Source organism: Streptomyces sp. P9-2, from assembly GCF_051903975.1.
Lineage (GTDB): Bacteria > Actinomycetota > Actinomycetes > Streptomycetales > Streptomycetaceae > Streptomyces > Streptomyces cellulosae.
This window is the reverse complement of sequence record NZ_CP192633.1, coordinates 2,503,090-2,521,845: the sequence shown is the minus strand read 5'-3', so window position 1 is coordinate 2,521,845 and position 18,756 is coordinate 2,503,090. Positions and strand designations below refer to the sequence as shown.

General features: G+C 71.8%; 15 protein-coding genes. 12 read left to right on the top strand and 3 right to left on the bottom strand.

Annotated elements, in window-relative coordinates; all coding sequences use genetic code 11:
- The first annotated feature begins 1 nt into the window (after position 1).
- Positions 2–1,498, top strand: a complete 1,497-nt coding sequence (locus ACQY0Z_RS11730; RefSeq protein ID WP_439812222.1) for a helix-turn-helix domain-containing protein — start codon at positions 2–4, stop codon at positions 1,496–1,498.
- 281 nt (positions 1,499–1,779) lie between these two features.
- Positions 1,780–2,568: a phosphatase gene (locus ACQY0Z_RS11725; RefSeq protein WP_189898002.1), complete on the top strand. Its 789-nt coding sequence runs from the start codon at positions 1,780–1,782 to the stop codon at positions 2,566–2,568.
- Between the two features lie 72 nt (positions 2,569–2,640).
- Here ACQY0Z_RS11725 and tesB read toward each other — a convergent pair whose 3' ends face one another.
- From tesB to ACQY0Z_RS11710, 3 genes are all read right to left on the bottom strand, one after another.
- Positions 2,641–3,519, bottom strand: coding sequence for an acyl-CoA thioesterase II (gene tesB / locus ACQY0Z_RS11720; RefSeq protein WP_189898000.1), 879 nt, complete (start codon positions 3,517–3,519; stop codon positions 2,641–2,643).
- Between the two features lie 35 nt (positions 3,520–3,554).
- Positions 3,555–4,712 (bottom strand): acyl-CoA dehydrogenase family protein, encoded by a 1,158-nt coding sequence (locus ACQY0Z_RS11715; RefSeq protein ID WP_019525193.1) that lies wholly within the window; start codon positions 4,710–4,712, stop codon positions 3,555–3,557.
- Between the two features lie 126 nt (positions 4,713–4,838).
- Positions 4,839–5,441 (bottom strand): SACE_7040 family transcriptional regulator, encoded by a 603-nt coding sequence (locus ACQY0Z_RS11710; protein ID WP_189897999.1) that lies wholly within the window; start codon positions 5,439–5,441, stop codon positions 4,839–4,841.
- A gap of 86 nt (positions 5,442–5,527) precedes the next feature.
- Between ACQY0Z_RS11710 and ACQY0Z_RS11705 the strand changes: the two genes are divergently transcribed.
- From ACQY0Z_RS11705 to ACQY0Z_RS11660, 10 genes are all read left to right on the top strand, one after another.
- Positions 5,528–7,144 carry a carboxyl transferase domain-containing protein gene (locus ACQY0Z_RS11705; protein WP_381726684.1) on the top strand — a complete coding sequence of 539 codons (1,617 nt, stop codon included), beginning with the start codon at positions 5,528–5,530 and terminating at the stop codon, positions 7,142–7,144.
- Positions 7,145–7,170: 26 nt separating this feature from the next.
- Positions 7,171–9,195: an acetyl-CoA carboxylase biotin carboxylase subunit gene (locus ACQY0Z_RS11700; protein ID WP_189898150.1), complete on the top strand. Its 2,025-nt coding sequence runs from the start codon at positions 7,171–7,173 to the stop codon at positions 9,193–9,195.
- On the top strand, positions 9,192–10,139 hold the full coding sequence (locus ACQY0Z_RS11695; RefSeq protein WP_347225381.1) for a hydroxymethylglutaryl-CoA lyase: 948 nt from the start codon (positions 9,192–9,194) through the stop codon (positions 10,137–10,139). Before ACQY0Z_RS11700 ends, ACQY0Z_RS11695 begins: the two co-directional genes overlap by 4 nt.
- A gap of 4 nt (positions 10,140–10,143) precedes the next feature.
- Positions 10,144–11,304 carry an acyl-CoA dehydrogenase family protein gene (locus tag ACQY0Z_RS11690; protein ID WP_347225382.1) on the top strand — a complete coding sequence of 387 codons (1,161 nt, stop codon included), beginning with the start codon at positions 10,144–10,146 and terminating at the stop codon, positions 11,302–11,304.
- 198 nt (positions 11,305–11,502) lie between these two features.
- Positions 11,503–12,546, top strand: coding sequence for an ABC transporter substrate-binding protein (locus tag ACQY0Z_RS11685; protein WP_439812221.1), 1,044 nt, complete (start codon positions 11,503–11,505; stop codon positions 12,544–12,546).
- Between the two features lie 66 nt (positions 12,547–12,612).
- Positions 12,613–13,485: a siderophore-interacting protein gene (locus ACQY0Z_RS11680; RefSeq protein ID WP_439812220.1), complete on the top strand. Its 873-nt coding sequence runs from the start codon at positions 12,613–12,615 to the stop codon at positions 13,483–13,485.
- Between the two features lie 158 nt (positions 13,486–13,643).
- Entirely contained in the window at positions 13,644–15,086 is a 1,443-nt protein-coding gene (desA, locus tag ACQY0Z_RS11675; protein ID WP_439812219.1) for a lysine decarboxylase DesA, read from the top strand.
- Positions 15,070–16,362, top strand: coding sequence for a lysine N(6)-hydroxylase/L-ornithine N(5)-oxygenase family protein (locus ACQY0Z_RS11670; RefSeq protein ID WP_439812218.1), 1,293 nt, complete (start codon positions 15,070–15,072; stop codon positions 16,360–16,362). The genes desA and ACQY0Z_RS11670 overlap by 17 nt, the downstream gene beginning before the upstream one ends.
- Positions 16,359–16,901, top strand: coding sequence for a GNAT family N-acetyltransferase (locus ACQY0Z_RS11665; protein ID WP_347225387.1), 543 nt, complete (start codon positions 16,359–16,361; stop codon positions 16,899–16,901). Before ACQY0Z_RS11670 ends, ACQY0Z_RS11665 begins: the two co-directional genes overlap by 4 nt.
- On the top strand, positions 16,898–18,670 hold the full coding sequence (locus ACQY0Z_RS11660; protein WP_439812217.1) for an IucA/IucC family protein: 1,773 nt from the start codon (positions 16,898–16,900) through the stop codon (positions 18,668–18,670). Before ACQY0Z_RS11665 ends, ACQY0Z_RS11660 begins: the two co-directional genes overlap by 4 nt.
- Positions 18,671–18,756 lie beyond the last annotated feature (86 nt).

Sequence of the window (18,756 nt, the reverse complement as noted above, 5' to 3'; positions counted from 1 at the left end):
GATGGAGGAAACGTCCACCGTGCCGGACCCCACTGTTCCGCCCACACCCCCCGTGCCCCTGGACGCGCTGCTGGCCCGCGCGGACCTGGGCCTGCGCCGGATCGCGGGCCCCGCGGACCCGGCCGTCGTCGTGCACTGGGCGCACACCTCGGAGATGGCCGACCCGTACCCGTACCTGCTGGGCGGCGAACTGCTGCTGTCGGCGGGCGTGCACATCCCGGACGGCGCCGGCGCGGGCTATTTCGACGCCTACGTGTCGCGGATCGTCGCGGCGGGCGGGGCGGCGCTCGGCTTCGGCGTCGCGCCGGTGCACGACACCGTGCCCGGGGCGCTGGTGGAGGCGTGCGAGATGCACGGGCTGCCACTGCTGGAGGTGCCGCCGCGGACCACGTTCTCGGCGGTGGCGCGGGCGCTGTGGCAGCTGATGGCGCAGGCCCGCACGGCCGAGCTGCGGAGGGTCACGGAGGCCCAGCAGAGCCTGGCCGCCGCCGCGGCCCGCCCCAACCCGGTCCCCTCCGTCCTCCAGCAGCTCGCCCGCCGCCTGGGCGGCCGCGCGGTGCTGTACGGCCCCGAGGGCACGCGGATCGCGGCCGCGGGGCCGGACCCGGGCGAGGCTGTGCGGACGGCGCTGGCGAAACTCGCGGAGGTCGTACGCCCGTCGGGGCAGGAGCCCTCGGACGCCCGTCCCTCCTCCGCGTCGGACACGGTGGCAGGGCTGCGGCTGGTCGCCCACGCGCTGGGCAGCGGCGAGGGGTTCGTGCTCGGGACGGCCGCCCCGCAGCGGGACGCGGGCGACCACACCATCGCGTCGGTCGCGGCCGTGCTGCTGTCCTTGCTCACCGGCGAACGCCACAGCGGCTCGGGCGCGGGCCGCTCCTCCGCGCTGGTACGGCTGCTGCTGGGCGCGGCGCCCGCGGAGGTGGCGCCGCTGCTCGGCGGGGACCGGTGGCGGGTGGTGCACGGCAGGCCGGACGGGAGGGTGGCGCCGGACCCGGTGGCCGCGTCCGCGCTGGGCGCGGCCCTCGGTTCGTCGCTGGTGGACGTGGCGGGCGAGGTCGTGCGGGTGCTGGTGCCCGACGGGCGGACGGTGGAGCGGGTGCAGGGCTGGACGCTCGGCGTCAGCGCGGCGGCGGCCTCGCGGGACTGGTCGGCCGCCGACACCCAGGCGGCCCGCGCCCTAGCCCGCGCCCGCGCCACCCGCACCCCGCTCCTCCGCCACGGCGACCGCCCGACGCCCCTCACGGACCTGGTCCCCCCAACGGAGGCGGCCGCCCACGCCCGCGCGCTCCTCGCCCCCATAGAGCAATCCCCGGCCCTGGTCGACACACTCCGCACCTGGCTCTCCCTCCACGGCAGCTGGGACCGCACGGCGGTAGCCCTGAACGTCCACCGCAACACGGTCCGCCAGCGCATCGCCCGCTGCGCGTCCCTCCTGAACGCGGACCTGGACGACCCGGACGTCCGCATGGACCTGTGGTTCGCGCTCCGAACGCGGTAGCACAACGCCCCAAAGGGGCGCGGGGAACCGCGCGCCCAGCCCCCGACCGGGCCCGCAGCCGGATCCACACACCGGGCACCACGGCCACCGTGAAGGCCACGTGACACCAACACCCCCAAAGGGGCGCGGGGAACTGCGCGACCAGCCCCCACCGGGCCCGCAGCCGCCCGCCGGCCGCCCCACCCCATAAGTAGCCGTACGCATCCACCTGAGTACGTGACGCACGTCCCAGCGCGCGATACACCAGGGACGGCCCCTGTTCCCTGCCTCACAATGGACGCATGCCGATACCCGGGACCCCCAGCCGCGCCGAACTCGTCGAACACCTGGTCGCCACCCGCATCGCGGGCGAGGTCGCCACGCCCCGCGAGAACAACCTCTCCCACTACCGGAAGCTGGCGAACGGCGACCGGCACTACTGGCTCGGCCTGGAGCTCGGCGAGCGCTGGACCGACGAGCAGGACGTGCTCGCGGTGATGGCGGAGCGCGTCGGTGTGAACGACGACCCCGAGCACCGGTACGGGCAGGACACCATCGACCCCGAGCTGACGGTCGACGGCCTGGAGCGGATGGCGGGGCGGCTGCGCAAGGCCGCGGAGGGACGGCAGCGGGTGCTGCTGGCGACCGGCCACCCGGGCGGCCTGCTGGACGTGCACCGGGCGACGGCCGCCGCACTGCGGGCGGCGGGCTGCGACATCCTGGTGATCCCGGACGGGCTGACCACGGAGGAGGGCTACGTCATGCAGTTCGCGGACGTGGCGGTGCTGGAGCACGGGGCGACGCTGTGGCACACCCACTCGGGCTCGCCGATGAAGACGATCCTCACGGCGCTGGAGCGCGAGGGGAGACCGCTGCCCGACCTGGTGGTCGCCGACCACGGCTGGGCGGGCGCGGCGGGACAGTACGGCGTGGACTCCGTCGGGTACGCCGACTGCAACGACCCCGCGCTGTTCCTCGCCGAGGCCGAGGGCACCGTCCAGGTGACGGTCCCCCTGGACGACCATGTGACGAGCCCCCGCCACTACGACCCGATGACGGCGTACCTGCTGGATCAGGCCGGCCTGAGCTGAGGCGGACGCCCCTCGGGCGCGCCTCCGGGCCGCGGCCGGCCCGAAGAGGCGCCGCGGCCTCACCCCCGGGCGTCAGTCCTCGTCGCGCGGGACGCGGACCACGCCCTCCTGGATGACCGACACCGCGAGGCGCCCGTCCTGGGTGTAGATGCGGCCCTGGCCGAGACCCCGGCCGCCGTGCGCCGACGGCGACTGCTGGTCGTACAGCAGCCACTCGTCCGCGCGGAACGGGCGGTGGAACCACATCGCGTGGTCCAGGGACGCCCCGACCACGTCGCCGACGGCCCAGCCGCCGCGCCCGTGGGCGAGCAGGATCGAGTCCAGCAGCGTCATGTCGGAGACGTACGTGGCGAGCACGACGTGCAGCAGCGGGTCGTCGCCCTCGACCTTGCCGTTGGTGCGGAACCACACCTGGCTGTGCGGGTCGCGCGGCTCGCCGAAACGGCCGTACGGCGGGTCGTCGACGTAGCGCAGGTCGACGGCGGCGCGGGCGCCGAGGTAGCGGTGCACCACCTCCGACGACAGGTGCGGATAGCCCCGCAGCCGCTCCTCCGAGGTGGGGAGCGTCTCCGGGTCCGGGGAGTCCGGCATCGGCGCCTGGTGGTCCAGGCCCTCCTCGTGCGTCTGGAAGGACGCGGAGAGGTGGAAGATCGGCTTGCCGTGCTGGACCGCCACCACCCGCCGGGTGGTGAAGGACCGGCCGTCGCGGATCCGGTCGACGGTGTAGACGATCGGCGCGCCCGGGTCGCCGATGCGCAGGAAGTACGCGTGCAGCGAGTGCGGGGGCCGGTCGGCGGGGACGGTGCGCCCCGCGGCGACCAGGGCCTGCGCCGCCACCTGCCCGCCGAAGACGCGGGGGACGGCGGAGGCGCGGGACCGGCCGCGGAAGATGTCCTCCTCGATCTGCTCGAGGTCGAGCAGATCGAGGAGTTCCTGAAGAGCCTGACTCATGGAATCAGTTGTATACGGCAGGGATTTCCGGGACCTTACAGGCCCATGTCCTTGGCGATGATCGTCTTCATGATCTCGCTGGTGCCGCCGTAGATGCGGTTGACCCGGTTGTCCGCGTACAGGCGGGCGATCGGGTACTCGTTCATGTAGCCGTAGCCGCCGTGCAGCTGGAGGCAGCGGTCGATGACGCGGTGGGCGACCTCGGTGCAGAACAGCTTGGCGCTGGCGGCCTCGGCGGGCGTGAGCTCGCCGGCGTCCAGGGCCTCGGTGGCGCGGTCGGCGACGGCCTCGGCGGCGTCCACCTCGGCCTGGCAGGCGGCCAGCTCGAACTTGGTGTTCTGGAAGTGCGCGACGGGCTTGCCGAAGACGGTGCGCTCCTGCACGTACTGCTTGGCGAACCGGACCGCGGCCTTGGCCTGGGCGTAGGCGCCGTAGGCGATGCCCCAGCGCTCGGAGGCCAGGTTGTGGCCGAGGTAGTAGAAGCCCTTGTTCTCCTCGCCGAGCAGGTCCTCCGCGGCGACCTTCACGTCGACGAACGCCAGCTCGGCGGTGTCGGAGGTGCGCAGGCCGAGCTTGTCGAGCTTGCGGCCGACGGAGTAGCCCTCGGACTTGGTGTCCACGACGAAGAGGGAGATGCCGTGACGGCGGTCCTCGGCGGTGGGGGCCGCGGTGCGGGCGCAGACGATCACCTTGTCGGCGTGCACGCCGCCGGTGATGAAGGTCTTGGCGCCGTTGAGGACGTAGTGGGTGCCGTCCTCGCTCAGCTTGGCGGTGGTCTTCATGCCCGCGAGGTCGGAGCCGGTGCCCGGCTCCGTCATCGCGATGGCCCACATCTCCTCGCCGGTGACGAACTTCGGGAGGTACCGCTTCTTCTGCTCGTCGGTGCCGAGCATCTTGATGTAAGGAAGGGCGAGCAGCACGTGCACGCCGGAGCCGCCGAACTGGACGCCCGCGCGGGCGGTCTCCTCGTAGAGGACGGCCTCGAACTTGTGGGTGTCCATGCCCGCGCCACCGAACTCCTCCGGCACGCTGATGCCGAAGATGCCCAGCTCACCGAGCTTGTAGTAGAAGTCGCGGGGCGCCTGTCCGGCCGCGAACCACTCGTCGTAGACGGGGACGACCTCGGCCTCGATGAAGGCGCGGATGGTCTCCCGGAACGCCTCGTGATCCTCGTTGAAAATCGTACGGCGCACTGCCGCCACCTCCGCAGCCTGGGCATGTCTAAGCGCTTGCTCAGAGAAAGGTACCGGCGAGTATCCACAGTCGTCCAGACCGGACGCCCCGTAACGCTCGTCACTCCGCGCGGGCGGGCGCGCCCCTCAGGACTCCGCCGCCGCCGCGAACGCCCCCCGCGCCATCCGGTGCAGCAGCTCCGCCGTGCCCGCGCGGTCCGGGAGGGAGCCCGGGCGGGTGAGGTGGGGGGTGGAGTTGAGGAGGCCGAAGACCGAGTGGACCGCCGAGCGGGCGGCAGGCTCGGTGAGGCCCGGGTAGAGGCGGCGTACGGCTCCCACCCACAGCTCGACGTACTGCCGCTGGAGCTGGCGCACCAGCTTGCGGTCGGCGTCCCGGAGGCGGTCCAGCTCACGGTCGTGCAGGGTGATGAGCGGGCGGTCGTCGAGCGCGAAGTCGATGTGCCCCTCGATCAGCGAGTCGAGGACCGCCTCGGGAGCCACTCCGGCCGCTTCCGCCTCGGAGAGCCGCCGCTTCGCCCCGGTCAGGAGCGACTCGCTGATGCCGACCAGCAGCTCCGCCAGCATCGCGTCCTTGCCCGCGAAGTGCCGGTAGAGCCCCGGCCCGCTGATGCCGACGGCGGCGCCTATCTCGTCGACGCCGACCCCGTGGAAGCCCCGCTCGGCGAAGAGCCGCGCGGCCTCCTTGAGGATCTGCTCGCGGCGGGTGGGGGCATCGGTTCTGGTGGCCATGAAGACGATTCTAGACAGGGAGGTTAGCGGTCGTTAACCTGAAGGAAACGCGTTAACGCTCATTAACACGTGAGGGGACCCGCAGGATGCATGAGGCACCGGAGCTTCACAGCGCGGCAGATCCCGCGTCGGAGGCCTTTCGGGCCAACGAGGAGGCGCACCGAGCCCTCGTCGAGGAGCTGCGCGGCAAGCTGGCCGCGGCGGCGCTCGGCGGCGGCGAGCGGGCGCGCGCCCGTCACACCGCGCGCGGGAAGCTGCTCCCGCGCGACCGGGTGGACACCCTCCTGGACCCCGGCTCGCCCTTCCTGGAGCTGGCCCCGCTGGCCGCCGACGGGATGTACGACGGGCAGGCGCCGGCGGCCGGGGTGATCGCCGGGATCGGCCGGGTCGCGGGCCGCGAGTGCGTGGTCGTCGCCAACGACGCCACCGTCAAGGGCGGCACGTACTACCCGATGACCGTGAAGAAGCACCTGCGCGCGCAGGAGGTGGCCCTGGACAACCGGCTGCCCTGCGTCTACCTGGTGGACTCCGGCGGCGCCTTCCTGCCGATGCAGGACGAGGTCTTCCCGGACCGGGACCACTTCGGCCGCATCTTCTACAACCAGGCCCGCATGTCCGGCGCCGGCATCCCGCAGATCGCGGCGGTGCTCGGCTCCTGCACGGCCGGCGGGGCGTACGTGCCCGCGATGAGCGACGAGGCGGTGATCGTCCGCAACCAGGGCACGATCTTCCTCGGCGGCCCGCCGCTGGTGAAGGCGGCCACCGGTGAGGTGGTCACGGCGGAGGAGCTGGGCGGCGGCGAGGTCCACTCGCGGGTGTCCGGGGTGACCGACCACCTCGCCGAGGACGACGCGCACGCGCTGAGGATCGTCCGCCAGATCGTCTCCACGCTGCCCGGACGCGGTCGGCTGCCGTGGCGGGTGGAGCCGGTCGCCGAGCCGAAGGTGGACCCGGCGGGGCTGTACGGCGCGGTGCCGGTGGACTCCCGCACGCCCTACGACGTCCGCGAGATCATCGCGCGCGTCGTGGACGGCTCGCGGTTCGCGGAGTTCAAGTCGGAGTACGGGCAGACCCTGGTCACCGGCTTCGCGCACATCCACGGCCACCCGGTGGGGATCGTCGCCAACAACGGCATCCTGTTTTCCGAGTCGGCCCAGAAGGGCGCGCACTTCATCGAGCTGTGCGACCAGCGCGGCATCCCGCTGGTGTTCCTGCAGAACATCTCGGGCTTCATGGTCGGCCGGGACTACGAGGCGGGCGGCATCGCCAAGCACGGCGCCAAGATGGTCACGGCGGTGGCCTGCACGCGCGTGCCGAAGCTGACCGTCGTGGTCGGCGGCTCCTACGGCGCGGGCAACTACTCGATGTGCGGCCGGGCCTACTCCCCCCGCTTCCTGTGGATGTGGCCGAACGCCAAGATCTCGGTGATGGGCGGCGAGCAGGCCGCCTCGGTGCTCGCGACCGTCAAGCGGGACCAGCTGGAGGCGCGGGGCGAGGAGTGGCCGGCGGACGAGGAGGAGGCGTTCAAGTCCCCGATCCGCGCCCAGTACGAGCGCCAGGGGAACGCCTACTACGCGACCGCCCGCCTCTGGGACGACGGCGTGATCGACCCGATGGACACCCGCCAGGTGCTGGGGCTGGCCCTGACCGCGTGCGCCAACGCGCCCCTGGGTGACCCCCAGTTCGGCGTCTTCCGGATGTGAGGGGACCCCTGACGATGACTGATCAGATGTTCGACACGGTGCTGGTGGCGAACCGGGGCGAGATCGCCGTGCGTGTCGTGCGCACGCTGCGGTCGCTGGGCGTGCGCTCGGTGGCGGTGTACTCGGACGCGGACGCGGACGCCCGGCACGTCCGGGAGGCCGACACGGCGGTGCGGATCGGCCCGGCGCCGGCCGCCGAGAGCTATCTGTCGGCGGAGCGGCTGCTGGAAGCGGCCGCCCGCACCGGCGCGCGGGCGGTGCACCCGGGGTACGGCTTCCTCGCGGAGAACGCGGAGTTCGCGCGGGCCTGCGAGGCGGCGGGGCTCGCCTTCATCGGGCCGCCGGCGGACGCCATCGCCCTGATGGGCGACAAGATCCGCGCCAAGGAGACGGTGCAGGCGGCCGGTGTGCCGGTGGTGCCCGGCTCCAGCGGCAGCGGGCTGACGGACGCGCAGCTCGTCGACGCGGCCCGGGAGATCGGCATGCCGGTGCTGCTGAAGCCCTCGGCGGGCGGCGGCGGCAAGGGCATGCGCCTGGTGCGGGACGAGACACGCCTCGCGGACGAGATCGCGGCGGCCCGGCGCGAGGCCCGCGCCTCCTTCGGCGACGACACGCTGCTGGTGGAGCGGTGGATCGACCGGCCCCGGCACATCGAGATCCAGGTGCTGGCCGACGGCCACGGCACCGTGGTGCACCTCGGCGAGCGCGAGTGCTCGCTCCAGCGCCGGCACCAGAAGATCGTCGAGGAGGCGCCCAGTGTGCTCCTCGACGAGAAGGTCCGGGCGGCGATGGGCGAGGCGGCCGTGCAGGCGGCCCGCTCCTGCGGCTACCGGGGCGCGGGCACGGTGGAGTTCATCGTCCCGGGCGACGACCCGTCGGCGTACTACTTCATGGAGATGAACACCCGGCTCCAGGTGGAGCACCCGGTCACGGAGCTCGTCACCGGGCTCGACCTGGTGGAGTGGCAGCTGCGGGTCGCGGCGGGCGAGCGGCTGGCGTTCGGGCAGGACGACGTACGGCTCACCGGGCACGCGGTCGAGGCGCGGCTGTGCGCCGAGGACCCGGCGCGCGGCTTCCTGCCCTCCGGCGGCACGGTGCTGCGGCTGCGCGAGCCGCAGGGCGACGGCGTGCGCACGGACTCCGGGCTGAGCGAGGGCACGGAGGTCGGCAGCCTGTACGACCCGATGCTGTCCAAGGTGATCGCGTACGGCCCCGACCGGGCGACCGCGCTGCGCAGGCTGCGGGCGGCGCTCGCGGAGACGGTGACGCTGGGCGTGCAGACCAACGCGGGCTTCCTGCGGCGGCTGCTGGCGCACCCGGCGGTCGTGTCGGGCGAGCTGGACACCGGTCTGGTGGAACGGGAGGCGGACTCCCTGGTCGGCGGCGAGGTCCCGGCCGAGGTGTACGCGGCGGCGGCGCTGCTGCGCCAGGCCGCCCTCGAACCCGACACGGGCCCCGGCTGGCGTGACCCGTTCGACGCCGCCGACGGCTGGCGGATGGGCGGTGGCCGGGCCTGGACGGCGCACCCTCTGCGGGTGGCGGGCCACGACCCGGTGACCGTGCGGGTGCGGGCCACGGCCGACGGCGGCACGGAGCTGCTGCTGCCCGGCGCGGACACCCCGCTGCGGGCGTCCGCGGGGCCGTTGGAGGGACACCGGTTCACCTGCGCGCTGGACGGCGTCGCGCACACCTTCGCCGCCCTGCCCGACGGCTCCTGGCTGGGCCGGGACGGCGACGCCTGGCAGGTGCGGGACCACGACCCGGTCGCCGCGTCCCTCAGCCGGGCGGGTCAGGCGGGCGCCGACTCGCTGACCGCGCCGATGCCGGGCACGGTGACGGTGGTGAAGGTCGCCGTCGGCGACGAGGTGGACGCGGGCCAGAGCCTGCTGGTGGTGGAGGCGATGAAGATGGAGCACGTCATCTCGGCCCCGCACGCCGGCACGGTCACGGAGCTGGACGTGTCCCCGGGCACGACGGTCGCCATGGACCAGGTGCTCGCGGTCATCGCGCCCGTGGAGACCGCGGAACCGGCGGAAGGGGAGACGGCATGAACGTGAGCGAGCTGGGCCTGCCCATGGCCGTACCGGCCGAGGGGCTGCCCGCGCGGGTGCGGATCCACGAGGTGGGCGCCCGCGACGGCCTGCAGAACGAGAAGCAGATCGTGCCGACGGCGGTGAAGGCGGAGTTCGTCCGCCGGCTGGCCGGCACGGGCCTGACCACCATCGAGGCGACGAGCTTCGTGCACCCCAAGTGGGTGCCGCAGCTCGCGGACGCCGAGGACCTGTACCCGGCGGTGTCCGGCCTGCCGGTCGAGCTGCCGGTGCTGGTGCCCAACGAGCGCGGCCTGGACCGCGCGCTGGCGCTGGGCGCCCGCCGGGTGGCGGTGTTCGCCAGCGCCACGGAGTCCTTCGCCAAGGCCAACCTCAACCGCACGGTGGACGAGTCGCTGGCCATGTTCGAGCCGGTGGTGGCCCGCGCCAAGGAGCAGGGCGTCCACGTGCGCGGGTATCTCTCGATGTGCTTCGGCGACCCCTGGGAGGGCGCGGTCCCGGTCTCCCAGGTGGTGAAGGTGTGCCGGGCGCTGCTCGACCTGGGCTGCGACGAGCTGAGCCTCGGGGACACCATCGGGGTGGCGACCCCGGGCCATGTGACGGCCCTGATCCGCGCGCTCGCGGAGGCGGGCGTGCCCGTCCCGGCGCTGGGCGTGCACTTCCACGACACCTACGGCCAGGCGCTGTCCAACACCCTGGCCGCGCTCCAGCAGGGCGTCGCCACGGTCGACGCCTCGGCGGGCGGACTGGGCGGCTGCCCGTACGCGAAGTCCGCCACCGGCAATCTCGCCACCGAAGACCTCGTGTGGATGCTGCGCGGCCTCGGCATCGACACCGGGGTCGACCTCGGCCGTCTCGTCGCCACAAGCGTCTGGATGGCCGCCCACCTGGGGCGGCCCAGCCCGTCCCGCACCGTACGAGCCCTCTCCCACCAGGAGCAGTGACGACATGGACCACAAGCTTTCCCCCGAACTCGACGAACTCCGCCGCACGGTCGAGGAGTTCGCGCACGACGTGGTGGCGCCGAAGATCGGCGACTTCTACGAGCGGCACGAGTTCCCGTACGAGATCGTGCGCGAGATGGGCCGCATGGGGCTGTTCGGGCTGCCGTTCCCGGAGGAGTACGGCGGCATGGGCGGCGACTACTTCGCGCTGGGCGTGGCCCTGGAGGAACTGGCCCGCGTGGACTCCTCGGTGGCCATCACCCTGGAGGCGGGCGTCTCGCTGGGCGCCATGCCGCTGCACCTGTTCGGCACCGAGGAGCAGAAGCGCGAGTGGCTGCCCCGGCTGTGCTCGGGCGAGATACTCGGCGCGTTCGGCCTGACCGAGCCGGACGGCGGCAGCGACGCGGGCGCGACCCGCACGACGGCCCGCCTGGACGAGGCGACCGGCGAGTGGGTCATCAACGGCACCAAGTGCTTCATCACCAACTCCGGCACGGACATCACGGGTCTGGTCACCGTCACCGCCGTCACCGGCCGCAAGCCCGACGGGAAGCCGCAGATCTCGTCGATCATCGTTCCGTCCGGCACCCCGGGCTTCACGGTGGCGGCTCCGTACTCGAAGGTCGGCTGGAACGCCTCGGACACCCGCGAGCTGTCCTTCCAGGACGTGCGCGTCCCGGCGGCCAACCTGCTGGGCCAGGAGGGCCGCGGCTACGCCCAGTTCCTGCGCATCCTCGACGAGGGCCGCATCGCCATCGCCGCGCTCGCCACGGGTCTCGCGCAGGGCTGTGTGGACGAGTCGGTGAAGTACGCCAGGGAACGGCACGCGTTCGGGCGTCCGATCGGCGCCAACCAGGCGATCCAGTTCAAGATCGCCGACATGGAGATGAAGGCGCACACGGCGCGTCTGGCGTGGCGGGACGCGGCGAGCCGGCTGGTGGCGGGCGAGCCGTTCAAGAAGGAGGCGGCGCTGGCCAAGCTGTACTCCTCCACGGTGGCCGTGGACAACGCGCGCGACGCGACGCAGATCCACGGCGGCTACGGCTTCATGAACGAGTACCCGGTGGCCCGCATGTGGCGCGACTCCAAGATCCTGGAGATCGGCGAGGGCACGAGCGAGGTCCAGCGGATGCTCATCGCCCGGGAGTTGGGGCTGGCGGGCTGAGCCACCGCTCCCCATGAGTGAACGGCCCGCGCCACCCCGGCGCGGGCCGTCGTCGTGCGGCCGGGTGATCCGAATCACGGTGGCGAACCGGCGCATGCCGGACATGGAGCCCCGTAGGCCCTCTGGACAGATCGTTTGGTTAGGCTAACCTAACGCTGTTTGCACATCGGTCCCGTACGCACGAAAGCAGACCCTTCCATGTCGAACGCCAGAACCGCCCGTTTCTCCCGTCGTGGACTGCTCGCCGCCGGCGGCGCGCTGGGGCTCGGCGCCGTGCTCACCGCCTGCGGGGACGACGACGCGAAGGACGGCGGCGCGGACACGAAGGGCTCCGCGAAGTCCGGTCCCTGGACCTTCAAGGACGACCGCGGCACCACGGTGAAGCTCGACGAGGCGCCCAGGAACATCGTCGCGTTCACGGGTGTGGCCGCCGCGCTGTACGACTACGGCATCGAGGTCAAGGGCGTGTTCGGCCCGACCACCACCAAGGACGGCAAGGCGGACGTCCAGGCGGGCGACATGGACGTCACCAAGGTGACGGTCCTGGGCAACGTCTGGGACCAGTTCAACGTCGAGAAGTACGCGGCCCTCGCGCCCGACGTCCTGATCTCCACGATGTTCGACGACGCCGGCACCCTCTGGTACGTCCCCGAGGCGTCCAAGGACAAGATCGCCAAGCTCGCGCCCAGCGTCGGCATCTCCGTGTTCGACCGTCAGCTCACCGGCCCGCTCCAGCGGATGTGGGAGCTGGCCGAGTCGCTCGGCGCCGACATGACGGCCGCGAAGGTCACCGACGCCAAGAAGCGGTTCGAGGCGGCCTCGGAGCGGCTGCGCAAGGCCGCCAAGGCCAAGCCCGAGATCAAGGTGCTGGTCGGCTCCGCGAGCCCCGAGCTGTTCTACGTCTCCGGCAGCAACCTCTCCATCGACCTGGAGTACTTCAAGGCCCTCGGCGTGAACTTCGTGGAGCCGACGGAGGAGGCCAAGAAGGCCACCGGCGGCTGGTTCGAGAGCCTGAGCTGGGAGAACGTCGACAAGCACAAGGCCGACGTGATCCTGATGGACGACCGCTCCTCGGCCATCCAGCCCGCCGACATCACCGAGGCGACCTGGAAGCAGCTGCCGGCCGTCAAGGCCGGCCAGGTCATCGCCCGTTCCACCGAGCCGATCCTGTCCTACGACAAGTGCGTGGCGCCCGTGGAGGCGCTCGCCGAGGCCATCGAGAAGGCCAAGAAGGTCAGCTGACCCTCGCAAGGTCCCCGCGCCGGCCCCCCGTGAGGGCCGGCCGCCCCCGACTCGCAGGAGTACGCCGTGACGACTGCCGTGGCCGCCCCGTTCCGTTTCTTCGCCCTTCAGGTCGCCGGGACGCGGCGGCTCGGCCCGTCGCTGGTCCGGGTCACCTTCACCGGGCCGGAGCTGCGCGACTTCCGCTCCGACGGACGCGACCAGTCCCTGTCGCTGTTCCTGCCTCACCCGGGGCAGGACGCGCCGGTGGTGCCGCTGGAGCTGGGCGACGGGTGGTGGCAGGGCTGGCGCGAACTGCCCGACGACGTACGGGCGGTGATGCGCTCGTACACGCTGCGGGCGCTGCGCGCGGACGCCCTCGGACGGACCACCGAGATCGACGTCGACTTCGTGCTGCACGGCGTCGGCGCGGAGGCGGGCCCGTCCGCCGAGGCCGGTCCGGCGTCCCGCTGGGCCGCCCGTGCCACGGCGGGCGACCGGGTGCTGCTGCTCGGCCCCGCGATCGCCGACAACCGCGCGATCCGCTTCCGCCCGCCCGAGGACGCCTCGACGGTGCTGCTGTGGGCGGACGAGACCGCCCTGCCCGCCGCGGCCGCCGTCCTGGAGACCCTCCCGCCCGGCGTCCGCGCCCGGGTGTGGCTGGAGGTGCCGCACGCCGGGGACGTCCAGGAGCTGCCGACCGCGGCGGACGCGGAGATCGCCTGGTTCGTGCGGGAGGGCACTGCCTCCCCGGAGACCCCGCTGGCCCTGGACGCCGTCCGGCAGACCGCCCTCCCCTTCCCCGAGCACGCCTACGTGTGGATCGCCGGGGAGTCCGGCCATGTGAAGCAGCTGCGCCGGCACTTCGTCCGGGAGCGCGGTGTCGACCGCCGCCGGGTGACGTTCGTGGGCTACTGGCGGCGCGGTCTGACGGAGGAGCAGATCCGCGAACAGGCTTGAGCCGTAAGCGAGTTGAGGCTTCGTGGCGTCCCGTTGAGGACGTGACGACGGTCACGGCGGAAACGGGATTACCTCCGGAAAAGTTTGGTTAGGCTAACCTAAGTTCTGCCGCACCGGCCCTCTCCCCGCACGGACCGTCCCCACCGGAGGACCCCCACATGCGCTCTCACCTGCTCAACGACACCACCACGGAGCACTACCGCCGCTCCGTGACCGAAGGAGTCGAGCGGGTGGCCGCCAAACTCGCCGCCACCGACCGACCGTTCACCGGCGTCACGGTCGACGACCTCGCCCCGCGCATCGACGCGATCGACCTCGACCAGCCGCTGCGCGACACCACCGCGGTGCTGGACGAACTGGAGGACGTCTACCTCAGGGACGCGGTCTACTTCCACCACCCCCGCTACCTCGCCCACCTCAACTGCCCGGTCGTCATCCCGGCCGTGCTCGGCGAGGCGGTGCTCTCCGCCGTCAACTCCTCCCTGGACACCTGGGACCAGTCGGCCGGCGGCACCCTGATCGAGCGGAAACTCATCGACTGGACGGCCGCCCGCATCGGCCTCGGCCCCGCCGCCGACGGCGTGTTCACCTCCGGCGGCACCCAGTCCAACCTCCAGGCGCTGCTGCTGGCCCGCGAGGAGGCCAAGTCCCCGGACCTGGCGAAGCTGCGCGTCTTCGCCTCCGAGGTCAGCCACTTCAGTGTGCAGAAGTCGGCGAAGCTCCTCGGCCTCGGGTCGGACGCCGTGGTGGCCGTCCCCCTCGACCACGACAAGCGGATGCGGACCGTCGCCCTCGCCCGCGAGCTGGAGCGCTGTGCCGAGGCGGGGCTTGTCCCGATGGCGGTCGTCGCCACCGCAGGCACCACCGACTTCGGCTCCATCGACCCGCTGCCGGAGATCGCGGGCCTGTGCGAGCAGTACGGCGCCTGGATGCACGTGGACGCCGCCTACGGCTGCGGACTGCTCGCCTCCCTGAAGTACCGGCACCGCATCGACGGCATCGAGCGCGCCGACTCGGTCACCGTCGACTACCACAAGTCCTTCTTCCAGCCGGTCAGTTCCTCGGCCGTGCTGGTGCGCGACGCGGCCACGCTGCGGCACGCCACCTACCACGCGGAGTACCTCAACCCGCGCCGCATGGTGACCGAGCGCATCCCCAACCAGGTCGACAAGTCCCTCCAGACCACCCGCCGCTTCGACGCGCTGAAGCTGTGGATGACGCTGCGCGTGATGGGCGCCGACGGCATCGGCGCGCTCTTCGACGAGGTGTGCGACCTCGCCGCCGAGGGCTGGAAGCTGCTGGCCGCCGACCCCCGCTTCGACGTGGTGGTCGAGCCGAGCCTGTCCACCCTGGTCTTCCGCTACGTCCCGGCCGCCGTCACCGACCCCGCCGAGACCGACCGCGCCAACCTGTACGCCCGCAAGGCCCTGTTCGCCTCCGGCGACGCGGTGGTCGCGGGCACCAAGGTGTCCGGGCGCCACTACCTGAAGTTCACCCTGCTCAACCCCGAGACCACGACGGCCGACATCACGGCCGTCCTCGACCTGATCGCCGGCCACGCCGAGCAGTACCTGGGAGAGTCCCTTGACCGCGCTTGCTGACACCACGGAACCCACCTACGACTTCGTGGGCATCGGGCTCGGCCCGTTCAACCTGGGGCTGGCCTGCCTGACCGAGCCCGTCGACGAGCTCGCGGGCGTCTTCCTGGAGTCCAAGCCGGACTTCGAGTGGCACGCGGGGATGTTCCTCGACGGCGCGCACCTGCAGACGCCGTTCATGTCGGACCTGGTCACCCTGGCCGACCCGACCTCCCCGTACTCCTTCCTCAACTACCTGAAGGAGAAGGGCCGGCTGTACTCGTTCTACATCCGGGAGAACTTCTACCCGCTGCGCGTCGAGTACGACGACTACTGCCGCTGGGCCGCCGCGCAGCTCAGCAGCATCCGGTTCGGCACCACGGTCACCGAGGTCACCTGGGACGACACCGCCGAGGTGTACGTCGTGGCCACCGACTCCGGTACGACGTACCGCGGCCGGCACCTGGTGCTCGGCACCGGCACCGTGCCGTTCGTGCCCGAGGCGTGCCGCGGCCTGGACGGTGACCTCTTCCACAACGCGCAGTACATGCACCGCAAGGCGGAACTGCTGGAGAAGAAATCGGTCACGATCGTGGGCAGCGGGCAGTCCGCCGCCGAGATCTACTACGAGCTGCTGTCCGAGATCGACGCCCACGGCTACCAGCTCAACTGGGTCACCCGTTCCCCGCGGTTCTTCCCGCTGGAGTACACCAAGCTGACCCTGGAGATGACGTCCCCGGACTACATCGACTACTTCCGCGCGCTGCCCGAGGACACCCGCTACCGGCTGGAGAAGCAGCAGAAGGGCCTGTTCAAGGGCATCAACTCGGACCTGATCGACGCGATCTTCGACCTGCTGTACCAGAAGAACGTGGAGAGCGGCGGCCGCGGCGTGCCCACCCGGCTGCTCACCAACTCCTCGCTCACCACCGCGCGGTACCAGGACGGCACGTACACGCTGGGCTTCCGCCAGGACGAGCAGGGCAAGGACTTCGAGATCGCCACCGAGGGCCTGGTGCTGGCCACCGGCTACCACTACGAGCAGCCCGCGTTCCTGGACCCGGTGCGCGACCGGCTGCGCTTCGACGGCCACGGACGGTTCGACGTCGCCCGCAACTACGCGATCGACGTGACCGGGCGCGGTGTGTTCCTGCAGAACGCGGGCGTGCACACGCACAGCATCACCAGCCCCGACCTGGGCATGGGCGCCTACCGCAACGCCTCGATCATCCGCGAGCTGCTGGGCACCGAGTACTACCCGGTCGAGAAGAGCATCGCCTTCCAGGAGTTCGCCGTATGAGCACCATCGGTACGTTCACCGTCCGCCCGCTCGACCCGGAGAAGGACGCGGAGCTGCTGCACCGCTGGGTGACGCACCCCAAGGCGTCGTTCTGGATGATGCAGGACGCGACCCTCCAGGACGTCGAGCAGGAGTACGCGCGGATCGCCGCCCACGAGCACCACCACGCGTATCTGGGCCTGCACGACGGCGAACCCGCCTTCCTGATGGAGAAGTACGACCCCCGGTACGTCGAACTCGTCGGGCTCTACGAGCCCGAGCCCGGTGACGTCGGCATGCACTTCCTGGTCGCCCCCACCGACCGCCCCGTCCACGGCTTCACCCGCGCCGTCATCACCGCCGTGATGGAGGAGCTGTTCGCCGACCCGGCCGTCCGCCGTGTCGTGGTGGAGCCGGACGTCGGCAACAAGGCCGTGCACGCCCTCAACGAGGCCGTGGGCTTTGTGCCCGAGCGCGAGATCGACAAGCCGGAGAAGCGCGCGCTGCTGAGTTTCTGCACGCGTGAACAGTTCGAGGCCGCCCGAGGAGCCGCTGCATGAACCTGTCCGACGCCGTGGCGCATCTGTCCCCCCACCGCTGGGCGCGGGCCAACCGTCTGCTGATCCGCAAGGCGCTCGCCGAGTTCGCGCACGAGCGGCTCGTCACGCCCGAGCCGGCCGGTGACGGCCGGTACGTCGTCCGCAGCGACGACGGCGGGACCCGCTACACGTTCACCGCGCGGCTGCGCGGCCTCGACCACTGGCAGGTCGACGCCGACTCGATCACCCGCCACCGCGGCGACACGGAACTCGAGCTCGCCGCGCTGGACTTCTTCATCGAGCTGCAGAAGTCCCTGGGGCTGAGCGAGGAGATCCTGCCGGTGTACCTGGAGGAGATCTCCTCCACCCTCTCCGGCACCTGCTACAAGCTGACCAAGCCGCCGGTCACCTCCGCCGAGCTGGTCGACGCCGGCTTCCAGGCGATCGAGTCCGGCATGACCGAGGGCCACCCCTGCTTCGTCGCCAACAACGGCCGGCTCGGCTTCGGCGTGCACGAGTACCGGCAGTACGCCCCGGAGGCCGCGAACCCGGTGAGGCTGGTGTGGCTGGCCGCCCACCGCTCCCGGGCCGCGTTCACGGCGGGCGTGGGCATCGAGTACGAGTCGTTCGTCCGCGAGGAGCTGGGCGAGGAGACCGTCGAGCGCTTCCACGACGTCCTGCGCGCGCAGGACCTGGACCCCGCCGACTACCTCCTCATACCGGTCCACCCCTGGCAGTGGTGGAACAAGCTGTCCGTCACCTTCGCCGCCGAGGTGGCCCGCCGGAACCTGGTGTGCCTGGGCGAGGGCGACGACGAGTACCTGGCGCAGCAGTCCATCCGCACCTTCTTCAACCGCACGCACCCGGAGAAGCACTACGTGAAGACGGCCCTGTCCGTCCTCAACATGGGTTTCATGCGGGGCCTGTCCGCCGCCTACATGGAGGCCACCCCGGCCATCAACGACTGGCTGGCCCGCCTGATCGACAACGACCCGGTGCTGCGGTCCACGGGCCTGTCGGTCATCCGCGAGCGCGCCGCCGTCGGCTACCGGCATCTGGAGTACGAGCAGGCCACCGACCGCTACTCGCCGTACCGCAAGATGCTGGCGGCGCTGTGGCGGGAGAGCCCGGTGGCGTCTCTCCAGGACGGCGAGTCGCTCGCCACCATGGCGTCCCTGGTCCACGTCGACCACGAGGGCCGGTCCTTCGCGGCCGCCCTGATCGAGCGCTCCGGGCTCGCCCCGGAGGAGTGGCTGCGGCGCTATCTGCGGGCCTACTACGTCCCGCTGCTGCACAGTTTCTACGCCTACGACCTGGTGTACATGCCGCACGGCGAGAACGTCGTCCTGGTCCTGGAGGACGGCGCCGTGAAGCGCGCGGTCTACAAGGACATCGCCGAGGAGATCGCGGTGATGGACCCGGACGCGGTGCTGCCGCCGGAGGTGTCCCGGATCCGCGTCGAGGTCCCGGACGACACCAAGCTGCTGTCGATCTTCACGGATGTCTTCGACTGCTTCTTCCGTTTCCTCGCGGCGAACCTCGCCGAGGAGGGCGTCCTCGACGAGGACGGCTTCTGGCGGACGGTCGCGGAGGTCACCCGCGAGTACCAGGCGTCGGTGCCGGAGCTGGCCGACAAGTTCGCCCGTTACGACATGTTCGCCCCGGAGTTCGCCCTGTCCTGCCTGAACCGCCTCCAGCTGCGCAACAACAGGCAGATGGTCGACCTGGCGGACCCGTCGGGCGCGCTCCAGCTGATAGGCACCCTGAAGAACCCGCTGGCCGCCTTCTGACCCACGGAACGGACGAGGCCCCCGGAGTACGGTCCTCCGGGGGCCTCGTCGTTCAGCGCCCGTCAGGGACGCGGGGAACCGCGCGC